Origin of the sequence: Micromonospora sp. NBC_01392 (genome assembly GCF_045040125.1) — a bacterium.
Classification (GTDB): domain Bacteria; phylum Actinomycetota; class Actinomycetes; order Mycobacteriales; family Micromonosporaceae; genus Micromonospora.
Genome location: NZ_CP109549.1, coordinates 4,180,337 through 4,199,163 on the forward strand (window position 1 = coordinate 4,180,337; position 18,827 = coordinate 4,199,163).

The 18,827-nt window shown below is 74.8% G+C and carries 16 protein-coding genes; 8 read left to right on the forward strand and 8 right to left on the reverse strand.

What is annotated here, in order from left to right:
* Positions 1–4: 4 nt before the first annotated feature.
* Positions 5–958 (reverse strand): hypothetical protein, encoded by a 954-nt coding sequence (locus tag OG767_RS18220; RefSeq protein WP_405089656.1) that lies wholly within the window; start codon positions 956–958, stop codon positions 5–7.
* 182 nt (positions 959–1,140) lie between these two features.
* Here OG767_RS18220 and OG767_RS18225 point away from each other — a divergent pair, with 182 nt between their 5' ends.
* On the forward strand, positions 1,141–3,336 hold the full coding sequence (locus tag OG767_RS18225) for a family 43 glycosylhydrolase (protein WP_405089657.1): 2,196 nt from the start codon (positions 1,141–1,143) through the stop codon (positions 3,334–3,336).
* Positions 3,337–3,375: 39 nt separating this feature from the next.
* Here OG767_RS18225 and OG767_RS18230 read toward each other — a convergent pair whose 3' ends face one another.
* The 3 genes from OG767_RS18230 to OG767_RS18240 form a co-directional block, all read right to left on the reverse strand.
* Positions 3,376–3,909, reverse strand: a complete 534-nt coding sequence (locus OG767_RS18230; protein ID WP_405089658.1) for a 2'-5' RNA ligase family protein — start codon at positions 3,907–3,909, stop codon at positions 3,376–3,378.
* 63 nt (positions 3,910–3,972) lie between these two features.
* Complete coding sequence (locus tag OG767_RS18235; protein WP_396778014.1) at positions 3,973–4,578, reverse strand: response regulator; 606 nt, start codon at positions 4,576–4,578, stop codon at positions 3,973–3,975.
* Positions 4,575–5,717 carry a sensor histidine kinase gene (locus OG767_RS18240; RefSeq protein ID WP_405089659.1) on the reverse strand — a complete coding sequence of 381 codons (1,143 nt, stop codon included), beginning with the start codon at positions 5,715–5,717 and terminating at the stop codon, positions 4,575–4,577. The genes OG767_RS18235 and OG767_RS18240 overlap by 4 nt, the downstream gene beginning before the upstream one ends.
* 313 nt (positions 5,718–6,030) lie before the next feature.
* Between OG767_RS18240 and OG767_RS18245 the strand changes: the two genes are divergently transcribed.
* The 3 genes from OG767_RS18245 to OG767_RS18255 all read left to right on the forward strand — a co-directional run bounded on the left by OG767_RS18245 (position 6,031) and on the right by OG767_RS18255 (position 9,495).
* Positions 6,031–6,636, forward strand: a complete 606-nt coding sequence (locus tag OG767_RS18245; RefSeq protein ID WP_281941679.1) for a hypothetical protein — start codon at positions 6,031–6,033, stop codon at positions 6,634–6,636.
* Between the two features lie 169 nt (positions 6,637–6,805).
* Positions 6,806–7,633 carry a hypothetical protein gene (locus OG767_RS18250; protein ID WP_405089660.1) on the forward strand — a complete coding sequence of 276 codons (828 nt, stop codon included), beginning with the start codon at positions 6,806–6,808 and terminating at the stop codon, positions 7,631–7,633.
* 101 nt (positions 7,634–7,734) lie between these two features.
* Positions 7,735–9,495, forward strand: a complete 1,761-nt coding sequence (locus tag OG767_RS18255) for a DEAD/DEAH box helicase (protein WP_405089661.1) — start codon at positions 7,735–7,737, stop codon at positions 9,493–9,495.
* Positions 9,496–9,577: 82 nt separating this feature from the next.
* Here OG767_RS18255 and lon read toward each other — a convergent pair whose 3' ends face one another.
* Positions 9,578–11,914 carry an endopeptidase La gene (lon, locus tag OG767_RS18260; protein ID WP_405089662.1) on the reverse strand — a complete coding sequence of 779 codons (2,337 nt, stop codon included), beginning with the start codon at positions 11,912–11,914 and terminating at the stop codon, positions 9,578–9,580.
* Between the two features lie 222 nt (positions 11,915–12,136).
* Between lon and OG767_RS18265 the strand changes: the two genes are divergently transcribed.
* Positions 12,137–12,484: an Lsr2 family protein gene (locus OG767_RS18265; RefSeq protein WP_357297122.1), complete on the forward strand. Its 348-nt coding sequence runs from the start codon at positions 12,137–12,139 to the stop codon at positions 12,482–12,484.
* A gap of 421 nt (positions 12,485–12,905) precedes the next feature.
* On the opposite strand, the gene OG767_RS18270 is transcribed toward OG767_RS18265, so the two are convergent.
* Both OG767_RS18270 and OG767_RS18275 read right to left on the reverse strand, forming a co-directional pair.
* Complete coding sequence (locus OG767_RS18270; RefSeq protein WP_405089663.1) at positions 12,906–14,207, reverse strand: hypothetical protein; 1,302 nt, start codon at positions 14,205–14,207, stop codon at positions 12,906–12,908.
* Between the two features lie 248 nt (positions 14,208–14,455).
* Positions 14,456–15,319, reverse strand: coding sequence for a hypothetical protein (locus OG767_RS18275; RefSeq protein WP_405089664.1), 864 nt, complete (start codon positions 15,317–15,319; stop codon positions 14,456–14,458).
* Between the two features lie 135 nt (positions 15,320–15,454).
* On the opposite strand from OG767_RS18275, the gene OG767_RS18280 reads away from it, so the two are divergent.
* Positions 15,455–16,537 carry a DICT sensory domain-containing protein gene (locus OG767_RS18280; protein WP_405089665.1) on the forward strand — a complete coding sequence of 361 codons (1,083 nt, stop codon included), beginning with the start codon at positions 15,455–15,457 and terminating at the stop codon, positions 16,535–16,537.
* A 56-nt stretch (positions 16,538–16,593) separates the two neighbouring features.
* A complete protein-coding gene (locus OG767_RS18285; protein WP_405089666.1) occupies positions 16,594–17,310 on the forward strand; it encodes a helical backbone metal receptor in 717 nt (238 codons plus the stop codon).
* A gap of 13 nt (positions 17,311–17,323) precedes the next feature.
* On the opposite strand, the gene OG767_RS18290 is transcribed toward OG767_RS18285, so the two are convergent.
* Positions 17,324–18,022 carry a CBS domain-containing protein gene (locus OG767_RS18290; protein ID WP_405089667.1) on the reverse strand — a complete coding sequence of 233 codons (699 nt, stop codon included), beginning with the start codon at positions 18,020–18,022 and terminating at the stop codon, positions 17,324–17,326.
* A gap of 216 nt (positions 18,023–18,238) precedes the next feature.
* On the opposite strand from OG767_RS18290, the gene OG767_RS18295 reads away from it, so the two are divergent.
* Entirely contained in the window at positions 18,239–18,796 is a 558-nt protein-coding gene (locus OG767_RS18295) for a DoxX family membrane protein (protein WP_199199892.1), read from the forward strand.
* Positions 18,797–18,827: the final 31 nt, after the last annotated feature.

Here is an 18,827-nt window from a genome sequence, read left to right on the forward strand (position 1 = left end):
CGGGTCAGCACCCCATCTCGGCCTCGTACGCCCGCCGGTACCGGCGACGGGCCGAGGGCGCGAGGCAGAGGTGCCAGGCCTGTCCCTCGTCGACCACGTTGATCTCGCCGGCCTCCTGCCGGCCCAGCAGCAGCCCGGCCAGGGCGGTACGCGCGCCGAACCGCTCGTACCAGTCCAGTTCGACGTCGGCCGCCCAGCCCAGGCAGTGCCCGCTGGGCACCATGGCGGCGTACCCCAGCCGGCGCAGCCGGTACTGGTGCTCGGCGCTGCGGGCCAGGCTGGTCACCCAGAGCGGCGGCGTGCCGGCGCGGGCGACCGTGGCGAACTCCCGGGCCAGGTCGTTGAGGAGAGCGATCATCTCGCGACGGGCCCGGCGGAACAGCAGACCCGCGGTACGCGGGCTGGCACCCGGGCGGACCCGGCGCCGGACCGCGTGCAGCCCGCGTCCCAGCACCGTGGCGGGCTGCTCGCGGTAGCGGAACTCCAGCAGCCCGCGGCGGCGCAGCCACTCCAGGTCGACGAGTTCGATGCTGGTGCGCACCTGGTCGTCGGTACGGAAGGTGGGGCTGTCCCGCCACCACAGCACGTCGACGCGGGAGAGCAGGAAGATCCGGACCAGCGCGGTCAGGTCGTGCGCCGAGCTGCGCGCGTTGGGCTGGTAGCGGGCCATCTCCAGCAGCAGCGTCTCCCGCGCGCCGACCAGTCCCTGCGGGGTGGCGTCCAGGACCGCGGCGATGGCCGGCTCGCGCAGCCGCTGGTCGAGCAGCACCTGCCGGGCGGTGGTCGAGGGCGCGTCCGCCAACGCGCCCACCTCGACCAGCAGGTCCGCCACCGCCGCCCGGTAGGCGGCCAGGTCGGGCCCGGCGTGCCGGTCGACGGCCGGCAGCCGGCGGGCGGGAGCGGTGGACGCGGCGGTGGGGCCGGGCTGGCGACCGGGGCTACGGCTGGGCACTCGCATGGTCTGCGTCCCCTCTCGTCGGGACACGGTGCAACGGGGTCTGGACCTCACGTAATCACCCGGGACGGGAGTGCCGGGGGCAATGCGCCCACTCTCCTCCGAACGGTTCTTTACAACGTTGTATCCAACGCTGTACAAACGTGTGCACCGCAGTGACCTCCGTCGACTCCGAGGCAGGCCCGATGCGACACCTCCACCGCGGCGGCGTGCTCGCCGCCGTACTCACCCTGACGCTCGCCGGGGCGGCGCCCGCGCCCGCCGCCGGGCCCGACCGCTACCGCAACCCGGTCTCCGCCGGGTTCGCCGACACCTTCGCCGATCCGGTCGTGGTCCGCGGCGACGACGGCATCTGGTACGCCTTCGGCACCTCCGACCCGCTGCGCGAGGGCGAGGGCCGGGCCCACCGGGTGCCCATCGCCCGCTCCACCGACCTGGTCGACTGGAGCTACGTGGGCGACGCGTTCAGCGCCGACCAGCGGCCCGCCTACGCCGCGCCCGGCTCCGCGTTCTGGGCGCCCGACGTGCGCCGGATCGGCGGGCGCTGGGTGATGTACATGACCGTCACCGACACCACCGTCTCCGACGACACGTTCGACACCGCCGTCGGCGTGGCCACCGCGCCGAGCCCGGCCGGCCCCTGGACGTTCGTCGACACGCCGGTGGTCGCCCCGCGCCCCGGCGCCGGCGGCGGCTACCTGTGGACCATCGACCCGAGCCAGCTCACCGGCGCCGACGGCCGCTCCTACCTCTACTACGGCAGCTACTACGGCGGCATCTCGGTCACCGAGCTGACCCCCGACGGGCTGCGCGCGGTCGGCACGTCGACAGCGGTCGCGGTGGACAACAAGTTCGAGGGCGCGTACGCGCTGCGCCGCGACGGCTGGTACTACCTCTTCGCCTCCACCGCGAACTGCTGCGCCGGCCCGGCCACCGGCTACTCCGTCCAGGTCGGCCGCGCCCGCGACCCGCGTGGCCCGTTCGTCGACCGCGAGGGCCAGCGCCTCGACGTCTCCCGGGCCGGCGGCACGCCGGTGCTGACCCAGAACGGCAACCGGTGGATCGGCACCGGCCACAACGCGGTGCTCACCGACCTGTCCGGGCAGGACTGGATCGCCTACCACGCGATCGACCGGGCCGACCCCTACCTGGACGAGCCGTTCGGCGTCAACGAGCGGCCGATGCTGCTGGACCGCCTCGACTGGATCGACGGATGGCCGACCGTGAACGCCGGCGCCGGCCCCTCCGACGGCGCCCGTCCCGCACCGGTCACCAACGGTCGCGTCGACGCCCGCTTCGACACCGCCGACCTGCGCGGCTGGCGGACCGGGTCCGGCTCGTGGCGGGCCGCCGGCGGCGTGCTGACCGGCACCGGGACGCTCACCTCGCGTACCGGCCTCGGCGGCGACCTGCGGGTCGAGACCGACCTGCGGCTGACCGGCGCGACCACGGCCGGGCTGCGGCTCGGCACGGTGGACGTCCGGGTCGGCGGCGGCCGGCTGGCCGCCGGGACCGCCAGCGTGCCGCTGCCCGCCGGCACCGACCTGCGCGACCGGCACAACCTCGCCGTGGAGGTCCGCGGGCGGCAGCTCGTCGCCACGCTCAGTCCGTCCCGGCTCGGCGACCCGGTCGCCCGGGTGTCGGTGCGGCTCCCCCGGCCGGCGAACGGCCCACTGGCGCTGCGCGCCGAGGGCGGACCGGCCGAGTTCGACAACGTCAGCGCCGCCCGCCTGTACCGCCCGGTGCGGCACGAGGTCGCCCCGCCCCGGGTCGGCCCGGTGCTGCGCGACTACTCCGACGAGTTCTCGGGCGGCCTCGACCCGGCCTGGCGGTGGGTGCGCCAGGACCCGGCCGCGACCGTGTCCGGCGGCGCGCTGCGCTGGCCGGTCCAGGACGCCGACCTCTCCGGCACCGCCAACACCGCCGGGGTGCTGCTGCGCGACGCGCCGGCCGGTGACTACGTCGCGGAGACCAGGGTGACGCTCGACCTGGGCGAGGAGACCGTCCGCAACTACCAGCAGGCCGGCCTCGTCGCGTACGTCGACGACGACCGGTTCGCCCGGCTGAGCCAGGTGGCCATCTGGAACACCCGGCAGGTCGAGTTCGGCTACGAGCTGCCCTTCGCCGGCCAGCCGGTCTACGGCGGCAGCATCGTCGGCACCCCGGGGACCACGACCTGGCTGCGGCTGGCCCACCACGTCGACCGGGTCACCGGCGAGCACGAGTTCCGCGCCGGCTCCAGCCGGGACGGGACGCACTGGACGTGGGGCGCGGTGTGGACCTTCCCGGCCGACACCACGCCGCGGATCGGCCTGGTCGCCCACGGCGGCGCGACGCCGGCGGTGACGGCGGAGTTCGACTACCTCCGCTTCCACCGCTGACCGCGTCCGGGGCCGCCCCACCACGTGGGCGGCCCCGGCTCAGCCGCCGGGGCGCGGGCAGGTGGCGGTCAGCTCGGTGACGGTGCGGGTGTCGCCGTCGTAGCTGCGGGCGGCCACGAACTCCCCGCCCGGGCGGTCCGCGCCGGCGACCGCCCGGGCGCGGCGGCGGTCCGCCCCCCGGAAACGCAACGCCAGGCTCAGGTGCGGCACCCAGCGACCGGGCAGGTGCCACGGGTGCGGGCCGGACGCCTCGGCGAGCACGTCCCAGACCGCGCCGTGCAGCGCGACCAGCTGCGGCGTCGGACGGACCAGCCAGACCAGCGGCGCGCTGCCGTCGAGGACCGCCAGCCGGTCGAGCCGGACGGGCAGCGGCAACGCGGCGTCGCAGAGGTCGGCGAGACGCTGCTCGGCGCCGGGCGGGAAGTCGTCGACCGACGCGAGCGTCAGGTGCGGCCGGTTGGTCGGGTGTGTGTTGCGGGCGAGGCTGGGCAGGCCGGCGGCGGCGAGCCGGCTCCAGGCTGCCCGCACCGTGGCGTCCAGCTCGGGTGAGCAGAGCAGTTCCACCGTCCGCACGGGATCAGGCTAGTCCCCGGCGGACGGCGGGGACGTCCGGTACCCGGTTGCGGACCGCCCGGGTCAGAGCCAGCCGGCCTCGCGGGCCCGCCGGACCGCCTCGGCCCGGTCGGCGGCGCCGAGTTTCTGCACGCAGGCGCTCAGGTGGTTGCGGACGGTCCCGGCGGCCAGGTGGGTCCGGCGGGCGATCACCGCGACCGGGGTGCCCAGTTCCGCCAGTCGCAGCGTCTCCAGCTCGCGCGGGGTCAACGGGCACTCGGGCAACGTCAACGCGTCGGCGGCGAGCGCCGGGTCGACGTAGCGCGCGCCGGAGTGCACCCGGCGGATCACGTCGGCCAGCGCGCCGCCGGGAGCGCCCTTGGCGAGGAACCCGCGCGCCCCGGCCGCCAGCGCCGGCCGGAGCTGGGCGGGCCGGCCGTGACCGGTGAGGATCACCGGGGCGCACCCGGGCAGCAGGCGGGTCAGTTCGGCGGCGACCGCCACGCCGTCGGGCGGCGGCATCTCCAGGTCCAGCACGGCGACGTCCGGGCGGTGGGCCAGCGCGGCGGCCAGGGCGGCCCGCCCGTCGGCGGCGTGCGCCACCACCTCGATGTCCGGTTCCAGGTCGAGCAGCGCGGCCAGCGCGAGCCGGATCAACTCCTCGTCGTCGGCCAGCAGCACCCGGATCACGGCGTCACCGGCACGGTCGCCACCAGGCTGAACACGCCGTCCTCGGTGGAGGCCCGGACGCGGCCCCCGGAGGGGGCGAGCCGGTCGGCGAGGCCACGGAGGCCACCGCTGAAGGCGTCCGGGCCGTCGCCCCGGACGCCGTCGTTGCGTACGGTCAGCGTCACCAGCCCATCGTCCCGGGTGATCTCGATCCGGCACCAGCCGGCCCGGCTGTGCCGCAACACGTTCGTGCCGGCCTCGCGCAGCACGGCGGCCAGGTCGGCGGCGACCGGGGCGGGCAGCGCACCGACCGGCGACTCGACCGTGCAGCGCACCCCGCTGGAGCGCAGCACCTCCCCCACCGCCGCCGCCTGCTCGGCCAGGTCGACGACGCGGTAGCCGTGCACGGTGGCGCGGACCCGGGTCAACGCCGACGCGGCGAGCCGACGCGCCTCGGCCGCCTCCCGCCCGGCGCGGGCGCCGTCCACCGACGCCAGCCGCTCGGCCAGCTCGGCCTTCAGCGCGATCACGGTGAGATCGTGGCCGAGCAGGTCGTGCACGTCGCGGGCGAACCGCAGCCGCTCCTCGGCCGCGGCGAGCCGCGCCCCGGCCGCCTGCCCCTGCCGGGCCTCGACCAGCAGGTCCCAGAACCACACCTGGACCCAGGTGAGCAGCGCGATCCCGGCGCCCACCCCGCCGGTGACCAGCAGCGCCGTGGGCAGCGGTCCGCCGGTCGCCACGGTGACCCCGGCCGCGGCGGTGAGCACCCCGGCCGCCGCGGCCACCGCCACCGCCGGCCGGAACAGCAACGGCGTCATGCCGACCAGCGACGCGCCCAGCCACGCCCAGGTCGGCCAGGCGCCGCCCGCCACCGGCCCGACCAGCGGCAGGCTGAGCAGCGCGGCCACCGCCAGCGCGAGATGCCGGCGGTGCCGGGCCGGGGCGGCGAGCCAGGGCGTGACCGCCGCGTGCAGCACCGCCACCTGGGCCACCGTGAAGCCGAGCAACCCCACCACGCCGAGCACCGCCCGCACCGGGTCCGGCTCCCGGAGCAGGCCGACGGCGGGCAGCAGCACCGTGGTCCACCCGTTCGTGCCCAGCGAGAGCAGGGTGACGCGCCGGGCCCGGCGCAGCCGGTGGTCCGCCGGATCGACAGTCATGCCCGCCGATCCTAGGGGTGGCACGCCGGGTCCGTGCCAGCTCAGTGACGCGGAAAGAAAAATGCTAAGACAGTTTCCGGGTCAACTGTTGTGACAGCAAAAGCAATTCACCTTCCTCCGGGTGCATTCCCCGGGATCGGATGATACGAATGGGAGCGGGGAACGGAATTCGCGTTGACCGGCCGCTCAGGTCGGCTTGACCAGCACTGATGCGAGCCGGGCGAAGCCGGACGCTCCCACCCCACCCTGCGCCCCGACGCAGGAACAATTGCCGTTGTCCCACCTCGCGTGGGACGAGAAAGAGGAAGAGGAAATGTCGCGAGTCACCCGCAACATGATTCGTTCGCTGTTCGCCGCCGGATGCGCGGCCGGCCTGGTCGCGGTGGCCGCGCCGCCGGCCAGCGCCGCGACGTACACCGGATACCTTCAGGGCACCTGCGCGCAGGCCTCGGGCAGCGCCTACCGGCTCCAGATGAAGATCCCGGTGAACGAGCTCAACGTGCCCGTCGTCTACGCCAACGGCAGCACCGGCACGGTCAGCGCCACCACCGCCTTCATGACCATGAACGTCGAGTGGTGCTCGAACGGCAGCGCGGTCACCTACGCCAAGATCGTGTCCAGCAACGCGGACCGGACCAGCGGCGGCGTCACCACCAACCTCGAACGGAAGAGCTACACCAAGTCCGGCACGCCGCCCACCGCCGTCGGCGGGCCGTACACCCTCGGCACGGCGGCCACCTGGGGGCGCAACTTCTCCGGCACCGTCAGCGGACAGCCGTTCGGCGTCGGCGGATCGCTGACGTTCACACCGGCGAACTTCACCTCGACCATGACGGTCAAGGTGTACCCGACCGACGCCCGGGTCGAGTGCACCGGCACCGCGGTCGGCCACCCGGAGTTCTGCTCCCTCAACTACTGATCCGACCCCGCCGCGCGGCGACGCTCCCGACCGGTCGGGAGCGTCGCCGCGCGGTGGGACGTGGGGACCGCGTCCATGCCTCATGTCACGACTGACCCGTGCGTTCCGCACGGTTTCCCGATGACGGACGCGCCTGGCCCGGTGCGTCCCGCGCCGGCAGGGTCGGGGCATGACGGAGATGACGGTGGGCGTACCCCGGCGGTGGGCCGGCTGGGCGCGGGCCCGGCACCTGGCCGGGATGGTCGTGGCGATGGTGGCCGGCATGGTGGTGCTCGGCCCGCTGTGGCGGATCGGCGGGGAACTGCTGGGCGGCGCGGGCGTGCTCGCCCGGCCGGACGTGGACGCGCTGCTGATGGCCACGAACATGGCAGTGGGCATGGTCGCCTGGATGTGGTACCGGGGCGACGGGTGGCCCGCCGCCGGGGAGATGAGCGCGGCCATGTACGTGCCGTTCCTGCTCCTCCTCCCGGCCTGGTGGGCGGGGTGGGTCGGGGACGACGTGCTGCTGCTCGGCGGTCACCTGCTGATGCTGCCGGCGATGGCGCTGGTGGCGCTGCGGCACCGGCACCCGGCGACCGCGCCGCCCCGCCGGCACCCGGCGGTGGCGGCGGTGGCGCGTCGCTGGCCGGTCGGCCTGGCGCTGCTGATGACCGTCGACATGTGGTTCGCCCCGGGCGTGGTGTCGCCGTGGTCGCTGCTCGTGCTGCCGGCCGGCTACCTGGTCATCGGCGCGTGGCGACGGCAACTCGGCGACCGGTGGCAGCTCACGGTCCAACTCGTCGGGCTGGCCGTCTGGGGCGGCCTGGCGGCGGTGGCGCTGGCCGCGCCGGCCCACGTCGCCGGCACGCTTGTCGGCCTGGGCTGGCTCGGGCACGCCGGCTGGGACCTGTGGCACCACCGCGCCGACCGGGTGGTGCCGCGCGGGTACGCGGAGTGGTGCGGGGCGCTCGACGTGGTCGTGGGGGTGACCACCCTGCTGGCCGTCGCGGCGGGGTGAGCCGGCCGGCGCACCGGACCCGGACGGGGTCGCGCGTGGTGCGGCGAACGTTTACGCCGGTCGCCGCGACCCGCGTCCGGCGGTGATGAAAGGCTTGCCGCATGAGCGCCGCACCGACCCCGACCGAGCCCACCACCCCCGCCGTCGACGAGGACACCGCCGCCTTCGCGGACCTCGGGCTGCGCGCCGAACTGCTGGGCGCGCTGTCCGCCCTCGGCTACGAGGAGCCCACGCCGATCCAGAGCGAGGCCATCCCGCCGCTGCTGGCCGGCCGGGACCTGCTCGGGCAGGCGGCGACCGGCACCGGCAAGACGGCCGCGTTCGCCCTGCCGCTGCTGCAGCGGATGCCCACGCCGCGCCCGGACGGCGACCCGGTCTCGCTGGTGCTGGTGCCGACGCGGGAGCTGGCGGTGCAGGTCTCCGAGGCGTTCCACCGCTACGGCAAGGATCTGGGCGCCCGGGTGCTGCCGATCTACGGCGGCCAGCCGATCGGCCGGCAGCTCCGCGCGCTCGACCACGGGGTGGACGTGGTGGTCGCCACGCCCGGGCGCGCGCTCGACCACATCGCCCGGGGCACGCTGCGGCTGAGCTCGCTGGCCACCGTGGTGCTGGACGAGGCGGACGAGATGCTCGACATGGGCTTCGCCGAGGACATCGAGGCGATCCTGGAGCACGCCCCCGAGGGCCGGCAGACGGTGCTCTTCTCGGCCACCATGCCGGCCCGCATCGACGGGCTGGCCCGGCAGCACCTGACCGACCCGGTGCGGATCCGGATCGAACGCGAACGCCAGGTGGCCGGCGAGGCGCCGCGGGTACGGCAGAGCGCCTACATCGTGGCGCGGGCGCACAAGCCGGCCGCGCTGGGCCGGGTGCTTGACGTCGAGTCGCCCACCGCGGCGATCGTGTTCTGCCGCAGCCGGGAGGAGGTGGACCGGCTGACCGAGACGATGAACGGTCGGGGCTACCGGGCCGAGGCGCTGCACGGCGGGATGAGCCAGGAGCAGCGGGACCGGGTGATGGGCCGGCTGCGCTCCGGCACCGCGGACCTGCTGGTCGCCACCGACGTGGCGGCCCGCGGGCTGGACGTCGAGCAGCTCACCCACGTGGTGAACTACGACGTCCCGTCCGCGCCGGAGTCGTACGTGCACCGGATCGGCCGGGTGGGCCGGGCCGGCCGGGAGGGCGTGGCGATCACGCTCGCCGAGCCGCGCGAGCACCGGATGCTGAAGACGATCGAGCGGGTCACCGGCCAGCGGATCACGGTGGACAAGATCCCGACGGTGGCCGACCTGCGGACCCGGCGGTTCGAGCTGACCCAGGCCGCGGTGCGGGAGTCGGTGCTCGAGGACGACCTGGAGCCGTTCCGGGCGGTCGTCGAGTCGCTGACCGACGAGTTCGACCTGATGGAGGTCGCGCTCGCCGCGGTGCGGTTGGCGCACGAGGCCACGCTGCCCGGCACCGCCGACGAGGAGGAGATCCCCCAGGTCGCGGTCCGCCCGAACCGGGAGGGCCGGCCCGGCGCCGAGGGTCGGGACCGGCGCGGTGGCGGCCGGTCCCGCGCCGCCGGCATGACCCAGGTCTTCATCGGGTTGGGCCGCCGGGCCGGGGTACGACCGCAGGATCTGGTCGGCGCGATCACCGGGGAGACCGGGGTGAGCGGGCGGGACATCGGCTCGATCGAGATCGCCGACCGGTTCTCCCTGGTGGAGGTGCCGCAGGGCATGGCCGACGAGGTGATCCAGGGCCTGCGGGGCAGCACCATCAAGGGTCGCAAGGCCACCGTCCGGCGGGACCGGGAGGGTGAGGGCGACGGTGGTGGTGAGCGTCGCTTCGACCCCCGGGACCGGCGCGACCGCCGGTAGCCGGCCCGACGGCGGTCGCCTCCTGCGTTCCGCACCACGAACCCCCGTCGCCCGGCGGGCGACGGGGGTTCGACGGGGCCGGTCAGGCCGCGGTGAGCGGCTGGCCGCCGAGGCTCTGGGCGTCCACCTCGGCCGGACGCAGCGCCAGCGCGAGCACGTCCGCCACGTCGGCGAGGGTGTGCACGGTCAGCGCCTCGCGCACCTCGGCCGGCAGGTCGTCCAGGTCCGGCTCGTTGCGCTTCGGGATGATCACCTCGGTGAGGCCGGCCCGGTGCGCGGCGAGCAGCTTCTGCTTCACGCCGCCGATGGGCAGCACCCGGCCGGAGAGCGTCACCTCGCCGGTCATCCCGAACTCGGGCCGCACCGGCCGGCCGGTGACCAGGGACGCCAGCGCGGTGACCATGGTGATGCCGGCGCTGGGACCGTCCTTCGGCACCGCGCCCGCCGGGAAGTGCACGTGGATCCGCCGCCCGGCGAGGGCATTCGGGTCGATGCCGAGCCGTCGTCCGTTGGAGCGCAGGTAGGACAGCGCGATGTGCGCCGACTCCTTCATCACGTCCCCGAGCTGACCGGTGAGGGTCAGGCCCGGCTCGCCCTCCATGCTGGTCGCCTCGATGAAGAGCACGTCCCCGCCCGCGCCGGTGACGGCCAGGCCGGTGGCCACGCCGGGCACCGCCGTACGTTCGGCCGACTCCGGGGTGAACTTGGGCCGACCCAGGTAGCGGGCCAGGGTGGCGGTGTCGACGCGGACCGGCGCCGGGTCGGACGCCAACGCCACGGTCACCTTGCGCAGGATCTTCGCCAGCGCCCGTTCGAGCTGCCGGACGCCGGCCTCCCGGGTGTACTCCCCGGCGATCAGCGCCAGCGCCTCGTCGGCGACGGTCACCTCGTCGGCGGTCAGCCCGGCCCGCTCCTGCTGCCGGGGCAGCAGGTGGTCCCGGGCGATGGCCACCTTCTCGTCCTCGGTGTAGCCGTCCAGCGTGACCAGCTCCATCCGGTCCAGCAACGGGCCGGGGATGTTCTCCACCACGTTGGCGGTGGCCAGGAAGAGCACGTCGGACAGGTCGAGGTCGACCTCGAGGTAGTGGTCACGGAAGGTGTGGTTCTGCGCCGGGTCGAGCACCTCCAGCAGGGCCGCCGCCGGGTCGCCGGAGTAGCCGACGGCCAGCTTGTCGACCTCGTCGAGCAGCACGACCGGGTTCATCGAGCCGGCCTCACGCAGCGCCCGCACGATGCGGCCGGGCAGCGCGCCGACGTAGGTGCGCCGGTGGCCCCGGATCTCGGCCTCGTCCCGCACCCCGCCGAGCGAGACCCGGACGAAGGTGCGACCCAGCGCCCGGGCCACCGACTCGCCCAGGCTGGTCTTGCCGACGCCGGGCGGGCCGGCCAGGGCGAGCACCGCGCCGGAGCCGCGTCCGCCGACCACGCCGAGGTTGCGCTCCGCGCGGCGGTTGCGCACCGCGAGGTACTCCAGGATGCGGTCCTTCACGTCGGCCAGGCCGGCGTGGTCCGCGTCGAGCACCGCCCGGGCCGCGGCCAGGTCGGTGTTGTCCTCGGTACGCGTGCTCCACGGCATCTCCAGGACCGTGTCCAGCCAGGTACGGATCCAGCCCGCCTCGGGCGAGGCGTCGCTGGCCCGCTCCAACTTGCCGACCTCGCGCAGGGCCGCCTCGCGGACCTTGTCCGGCAGGTCGGCGGACTCGACCCGGGCCCGGTAGTCGGCGGAGCCGTCCGGCTCGTCCTCGCCGAGTTCCTTGCGGATCGCGGCGAGCTGCTGCCGGAGCAGGAACTCCCGCTGGGACTTCTCCAGCCCTTCCCGGACATCGGTGTTGATCTGCTCGGTGACCTCCTGCTCGGCCAGGTGCTCCTTCACCCAGCCGACCAGCAGCTCCAGCCGGGCGGTGACGTCCGGCGCGGCGAGCAGCTCGGTCTTCTGCGCCAGGCTGAGCCAGGGCGCGTAGCCGGCCGAGTCGGCCAGCTCGGAGAGGTCGGTCATCCGCTCCATGGCGTCGATGACCTGCCAGGCGCCGCGCTGCTGGAGCACCGAGGTCATCAGCGCGCGGTACTCGCGGGCCAGTTCCCGGGCCCGGCCGGCCGGCGCGGGTTCGTCGAGGGTCGTCGCCTCGACCCAGAGCGCCGCACCCGGGCCGGGCACGCCGGAGCCGATGCGGGCGCGGGCGATGCCGCGCACCACGGCCGCCGGTTCGCCGCTGGGCAGTCGGCCCACCTTCTCGAGGGTGGCGACCACGCCGACCGAGCCGTACTCGCCGTCGATGCGGGGCACCGCCAGCAGCGTCTTGTCGCCGGTGGCGCGGGCCGCGTCGACAGCGGCCTGGGTGGTCGGGTCGAGGGTCACCGGGACGACCATCCCGGGCAGCAGGACGGCGTCGGTCAGGGGAAGTACCGGAAGAGTTGCCATCGAACACCTGCCATCAGTTGGTTGAGCGTGTCTGGCTCAAGTAACAAACCGTGCACCTTGTTCCGGCTTGTGACCCACGCCACGTCCACCCGCTCCGACCCTATTGCCGGTCCATCGTTTACCCCGACCCGCCGAATAGAAAGTGTCGGGTATTGTTGCGGAATTACCGCCAGGTAGGTCAAACTCTTAGCCACACCCCGCCCGACACAGGGAGTAATGGCGATGGCAAGGAAAGTAATCACCGTTCTGACGGACGACCTCGACGGCGGAAAGGCCGATCGGACCGTCGAGTTCAGCCTGGACGGCGTGGCCTACACGATCGACGTCTCCGACGAGAACGCGGGCGTCCTGCGTAAAGCGCTGGACCCGTACATCAACGCTGGCCGGCGCATCGGCCGCGGACCAGTCGACGCCGGCCGCGCGGCGCGGCGCGCCACCCGGCCGAGCACCTCGGGAATGGACCGCGAGCAGAACCGCGCCATCCGCGAATGGGCCGCCAAGAACGGCTACGAGATTTCCGAGCGCGGGCGCATCCCGGTCTCCGTGGTGGAGGCGTACAAGAGCCGCTGAGGCTCCCGGTTCACGGTCGGGCGCCACGGGGTCACGCTGGGAATCAGCGGGGCCCCGACCGGCTTTTTCGGTCGACAATTTTCATCCGGCTCGATCGACTCGGCAGCAACTTTCTCGACGCGCGCACCGCGCGGTGCGTGACCCTGCCGTACCCAGCCTTTCGCGCTGACCGCAGCGACGACGCGGCCGGTGCACGGGCCGCCACCCGGGTCCCGTCGCCGGCACCCGGGGGCCGCCGGACGGTCGGGCGGACAGCGCCGCCGCGTGCTTCCTCGACGGCGGCGAGCCACCGGCCGCACACCGGGGCGACGGCACCGGCGACCCAGCCCGGAAGGCCCACCGACGACTCGGCCCGACCCACCCGCGAAGCGGCCGGAGCCGCCCGGGCGTACCCGGGCGGCTCCGGCCGTCGGCGTGCGGGTCAGTTGACCTGGATGCGCACCACGTCGATGGCGGGGGTCTGGTTCGCCCGCTCCATCATCGGGATCCGGTGCGAGCCGTCGCCGGCCCAGACCGAGCACTGGGCCAGGCCCGAGTCCGGCAGACCCGGGATCTGGATCAGCACGTCGTCCGGCTGGGACCCGCCCCGGCCGTCCTCGGTGGCGACGAAGAAGGCCGGCACGTCCTGCGGGTTCGGGGGCTGCCGGGTGCTGCCGAGCATCCGGCACGCGGTGTGGAAGTGACCGCGGACCAGACCCTGGTCGTTGAGCAGCGAGCTCTCCAGGTAGTAGCCGCCCTGCCCGGCGGCGAGGAAGCGGTCCCGCACCAGGTTCCTCGTGGTGACCCGGAGCGTGAACGGCTGGTTGCGCTGCACCTGGTTGGGGAACTGCGTGATGAGCAGCGACGGGTTGTTCGCCGCGGCGCCGACCTCACCGAACGCGGTGCTCACGCAACGGTTGCCGTTCTGGAAGCCGTTGTGCGCCTCCAACTTGCTGTTGGCGCAGTCCTTGGCCAGCACGTTCAGGCCGTTGTTCTGGCCGCCGCCGTTGTTGTTCCCGCCGTTGTTGTTCCCGCCGTTCTGGCCACCGTTGTTGTTGCCGCCGTTCTGACCGCCGGTGTTGCCGCCGTTCTGGCCGCCGTTGTTGGCCCCGCCGGTGTTGCCGCCGTTCTGCGCGTTGTCGGCCAGGGCGCACGGGGCGAGCTTGTCCAGACCCTGCGGACGCTGGCCGCCCCGCCCGATGGCGGTGGCGATCCGGTTCAACGTCGCGGTCCGCTTGTCGGCGAGCGGCCGGAGGATCGCGTTGTTGATGAAGTCGCCGCCGTTGCGGCCGTCCGCCGCGAGACGTCGGTTCGCCTCGGCGATCTGGCTGTCCAGCAGGGCCAGGTTGCGGTCCACCTCGGCGCGCGCCCGGGCGGGCACCTGCGGCAGCTTGCTCTTCACGTCCGGGCAGGTCACGGTCGGGGTGCCGGCGCCGGCGCCGCCCCCCTTGGTCTGCTGGCACTCGGCCGCCGACATCTGGCCGTCACCCCAGTGGTTCCGGACCCAGCGGCCGTTCTGCCAGGTCCGGGTGGTGCTGCCCTGGCCGCCCGGCGCGGTCGCGCCCGCACTCGGGGCCACGCAGGACGCCGAGGCCGCGCGGGTGGTCGTCCGCCGGTCCTGGGCGGACGAGATCTGGGTGACGGCGACGATGCCGCCGAAGACCGCGAGCGTGCCGACCACGGCCAGCATCCGCTTGCTCCGCGCGTTACCGGATGACCGGCGCGCCCGTGTGGACCTGCGCATCGAATTGTTCTCCTTCTCGATCCGGTAGTTGACTGGTGATCCCGGCGGAATTCTTCGGGGTGAGATCACTGCGACGTCGGAGCCGCGCGTCAATGGCCGACGGTGCCCTTTCCGCACCGTCTCCGCGCCGTCCGGGCGCGGCGGAAGATCTGCGTCCATTCCCGCTTAGGTACGGAGCGCCGACGGCGAAGGTTCAACCGGGGATCGGAAAAAAATCGGCGGGCCGGCCGGTGGCCGGAGCGGGCCGGTCAGTCGACGCAGAGATGGTCGAAGGCGAAGCCGCCGTCGAAGGACTCCCGCCGGTCGGCGAGGCGCCGCACCTGCTCACGCAGTTCGGTCCGGTCCACCAGGGACGCCTCGTCGGCGGCCGGGTCACGCAGCTTCTCCCCCAACGCCGTGGCGGCCAGGTCCTCGGCGAGCCGACCCGGATCCACCCCGCAGGAGAAGCCCCGGGACGTCAGTCGCACCCGCTCCACCCGGCAGCGACCGGGCCGCACCTCGACCCAGCTCCAGCCCTCGGCCGGGCCACCGGTCCACCGCACGTGCAGGCCGCGCACGATCGGGTCGGCCAGCCGGCCCGCCACGTACGCCTGGACCGCGTCGGCGCGGGCCACCGCGCCGAGGTCGTTGACCGGGCCGCGCCGGCCGTCCGGCAACCGGCCCACGATGTCGCGGAACCCGACCGTCTCCCCGCCGTCCGGCCCGGTGCCGGCCGCGTAGGCGCGGGCGTCGAGCACGTACTCGACGAACCGGCGAACCTGCTCGCCGCCGAGCGTCGGTGACTCGACGCGCAGCAGCGGCAGGCCCACGGCGTCGCAGACCGCGTCGGTCAGACGCTCGGCCCGGCGGGCCGGCGAACCGTCCGGCGTGGGCGCGGCGAACCGGACGGCGAACCGTGGCCGACCGGTGTCGGCGGCGCACACCACCAGGTCGAGGCCGGCCCGTCCGGCGGTGCTCCACTGGCTGCCGGTGACACCGGGCGGCCGGCCCTGGACCAGTTCACCGAGGCGCCGGTCGGCGTACCCGAGGTGGCCGGCGCGGGCCAGCCGCGCCGGCGTGGCGGTCGGGATCGGCCGCAGCCAGGAGGCGGCCACGCTGCCGGTGCTGGTCATGTCGCACAATCCGTCCGTCGCTCGGTCGACGTCCGAGTGTATGGCGTCGATCATGGCGATCACCTCGGCGGTGCGGAGGAATCCGGGCACCCGTCGGGCGGTGCGCCGTCGGGGTCGGCCCTCTAGGCTCGGCGGGTGCACAGCGGACGGACCCCGGAGCGATTCACCAAACGCAGCCTCGTCGCCGTTTCCCACGCCATCGAACGAGCGGCGCTGGCCGAGGCGGAGGACGGCCCGCTCGTCGTGTTCGCGCTGTTCCAGCGGCTGCCGTACTTCGCCCGGGAACGGGAGATCTACCGACGGATCGCCGACCGGGCCGCCGCGACGGTGGTCGCCATGGTCGGCGGCCCGCCGCCGGACCTGCCCGACCGGGTGTACGGGGTGGCGTTGGACGAGGCGGAGGAGCTGGCGCGGGAGTGGAGCGTGGTGGCGCTGACCCCACGCTTCGGCGGCACGCTGGTGGCGTACGACCGGGCCGAGGTCGCGCCCGCGCCGACGCTGGAGGCCGGTCGGCTCTTCGACGGTCGCTGGGGGTTCCGCCGCGACGCGGCACTGCACGAGGTCATCCGGCTGCGCGAACAGCTCGCCGAGCGGCTGCCCGGCCCGGCCCGCACCGCGCTGGACGAGGCGGTCGCCCGGGTACGGGACATCCCGGCCGGGCCGGGCGAGTCCCGGGCCGAGGCGGCGCTACGGCTGCTGGCCCGGCGCGGCGACCGGAACGCGCGACCGGCCGAGCCGACGGACGGGATGCTCGACGAGCCCGCGCTGCGCCGGTGGACCGGCGCGGACGGGGTGACCGCCTCCGGCACGCTGCCGGTGGCGCTGGTCGGCCTGCGGGTCGACGAGCCGGCCGGCGCGCCGGAACGCTTCGGCCGACGCAGCACCGCCCGGGAGAGCCAGGCCGTGCTCGGCGCGGTCACCGGCGTGCTGCGGCCGGTGGACCGGGCGGTACGCGTCGCCGACAACGAGTTCCACCTCGTCCTGCCCGCGCTCTCCGAACCGGAGGCGTTGGCCGTGGTGGGCCGGCTGCACGAGGCGATCTCGGCGCTGGCGCGGTCGTACCCGTTCGTCGCGTACACGATGCACGCCGCGGTCGCGGTGACCACCCGACGGCCGCTGCCGACGGACGACCTGCGGGCCGCCGTGGAGTGGGCGGTCCGGGAGGGGGTGCCGGTGGCGGGTCTGCCGCCGGAGCCCGCCCCGGCCGGCGCCCGCTGACCGGTCGTCCGCCCACCACGGTCACGCCACGGGCGCCGGAACGAGGGGAGCACGTCGTGCGGGTGGTGTCGCTGGTGCCGTCGCTGACCGAGGCGGTCGCGGCGACCCGGCCGGAGGCGCTGGTCGGCGCCACGGACTGGTGCACGCACCCGGCCGGGCTGGACGTCCCCCGCGTCGGCGGGACGAAGTATCCCGACCTGGATCGCGTCCTCGCCCTCGCGCCCGATCTGGTGCTGCTCAACGAGGAGGAGAACCGGCTGGTCGACGCGGAGGCGCTGCGCGCGGCCGGGGTGCCGGTGCGGGTCACCTTCCCGCGTACCGTGCCGGAGGCGCTCGACCAGCTCGGCGCGCTGGTCGAGGCGCTCGGCGTGTCGGTCGAACCGTCCTGGCTGCGGGCGGCCCGCCGGGCCTGGGCCGCGCCGCCCGTCCCCGAGCACGTCCGGACCGCGGTGGTGCCGGTGTGGCGCCGCCCGTGGGTGGTGCTGGGCCGGGACACGTTCGCCGGGGACGTGCTGCGTCGGCTCGGCGTGGCCAACGCCTGGGCCGACGACCCCGAACGCTATCCCCGCCCGGCGCTCGACGCGCTGCGCGCCCGGTCGCCGGAGCTGGTGGTACTGCCGGACGAGCCGTACCGGTTCACCGCCGACGACGGACCGGAGGCGTTCCCCGGGGTGCCGGCGGCGCTGGTCTCCGGCCGGCACCTCACCTGGTACGGCCCGTCGCTGGCCGAGGCGCCGGCGCTGCTCGCCGCGCAGCTCGCCACGCCGGTCTGAGGCGGCGCCCCGGTCAGGCGATCGGGGTGGCGTGCACCGGGTCCAGCTCCATCAGCGTGGTGTCGTCCACGTCGTACCCGACGGCGTTGTGCACCGCGACCACGCCGGCGACCTGACCGGCCAGCCGGCCGGCGAGTTCGACGGCGCTGCGTCGGTCCAGCCGTCCGTCCAGGGCGACCTCACCGCCGCGGACCTGGACCGTGACCAGGCCGTCCCGGACGGCGAGCACCCGACGCAGCACCTCCTGGACCACGTCCTCGCGGATCTCCGCGTCGGAGCGCAGGTGCACCCGGAGCAGGTCGCCGCGGGTCACGATGCCGGCCAGCCGGCCGAGGTCGTCGAGGACCGGCAGCCGCTTGACCGCCTCCCGGTCCATCAGCCGGGCCGTGGCCGGCAGTGACGCCCGCCCGTGGGTGGTGACCGCCGGCGCGGTCATCAGGTCCCGGGCCACCAGCGCGCCCGCCTTCTCCCGCGCGGCCCGCCGGCGCCGCCCCTCGAACACCCGGCGCTCCTCGATGCGGCCGGACCACTCCACCTTGTGCAGCAGATCCGCCTCGGAGATCACGCCGAGCACCCGGTGGAACGAGTCCACCACCGGCACTCCGCTGACCCGCTCCCGCACCAGCACGTCCACCACGTCCCGGTACGGCGTCTCCGCGTCCACCGTCGCGACGTCCCTGGTCATCACGTCGGCCACCTGCCATGTCCTCATCACGACCTCCTCGCACGGGTCCCTCACCGGCGACGCTAGGCGGCCGGGGGACGGCGCGGCAGGGGCGGCGGACCGGTCGCGGACGGGTCGACCGGACCGGGCCGGGACGGGACCAACGGCCCGGTCCCGAGGGCCCCGACGGCCCTGCTCCCGGCCGCCGCGCGGCGGTGGAATGGAACTGCCACCGGGAAGCGCGGTGCGAGGCACAGAAGGGACGTGGACACCATGACCGCGACAATCGAGCGGACCCCCGCCGACACCATCGCTCCGGCGGTCGAGACCCCCCGCCAGAAGGCCACCCGGTTCGTCTGGGCCGGGCTGCGGATCGCCCTGGGCTGGATCTTCCTCTGGGCGTTCCTGGACAAGATGTTCGGCCTGGGCCACGAGACCCCGGCGAAGAACGCCTGGATCAACGGTGGCAGCCCGACCAAGGGCTTCCTCGGCTTCGGCGTGGCCGGCCCGTTCGAGGGCGTCTACCACGACATCGCCGGCGCGGCCTGGGCGGACTGGCTGTTCATGCTCGGCCTGCTCGGCATCGGCGTGGCCCTGCTGCTCGGCATCGGCATCCGGATCGCCGCCGTCGCCGGTGGGCTGCTCCTGGTGCTGATGTGGACGGCGGTGCTGCCCCCGGAGAACAACCCCGTCATGGACGACCACCTCATCTACGCGGGCCTGCTCGCCGGCCTGGCCCTGGTCGGCGCCGGCAACACCCTCGGCCTCGGCCGGGCCTGGGCGAAGCTCCCCCTGGTCCAGCGCCTCCCCTGGCTGAAGTGAGCGCAGGTCGCCCTCGGGGCGGGCGTCGCCG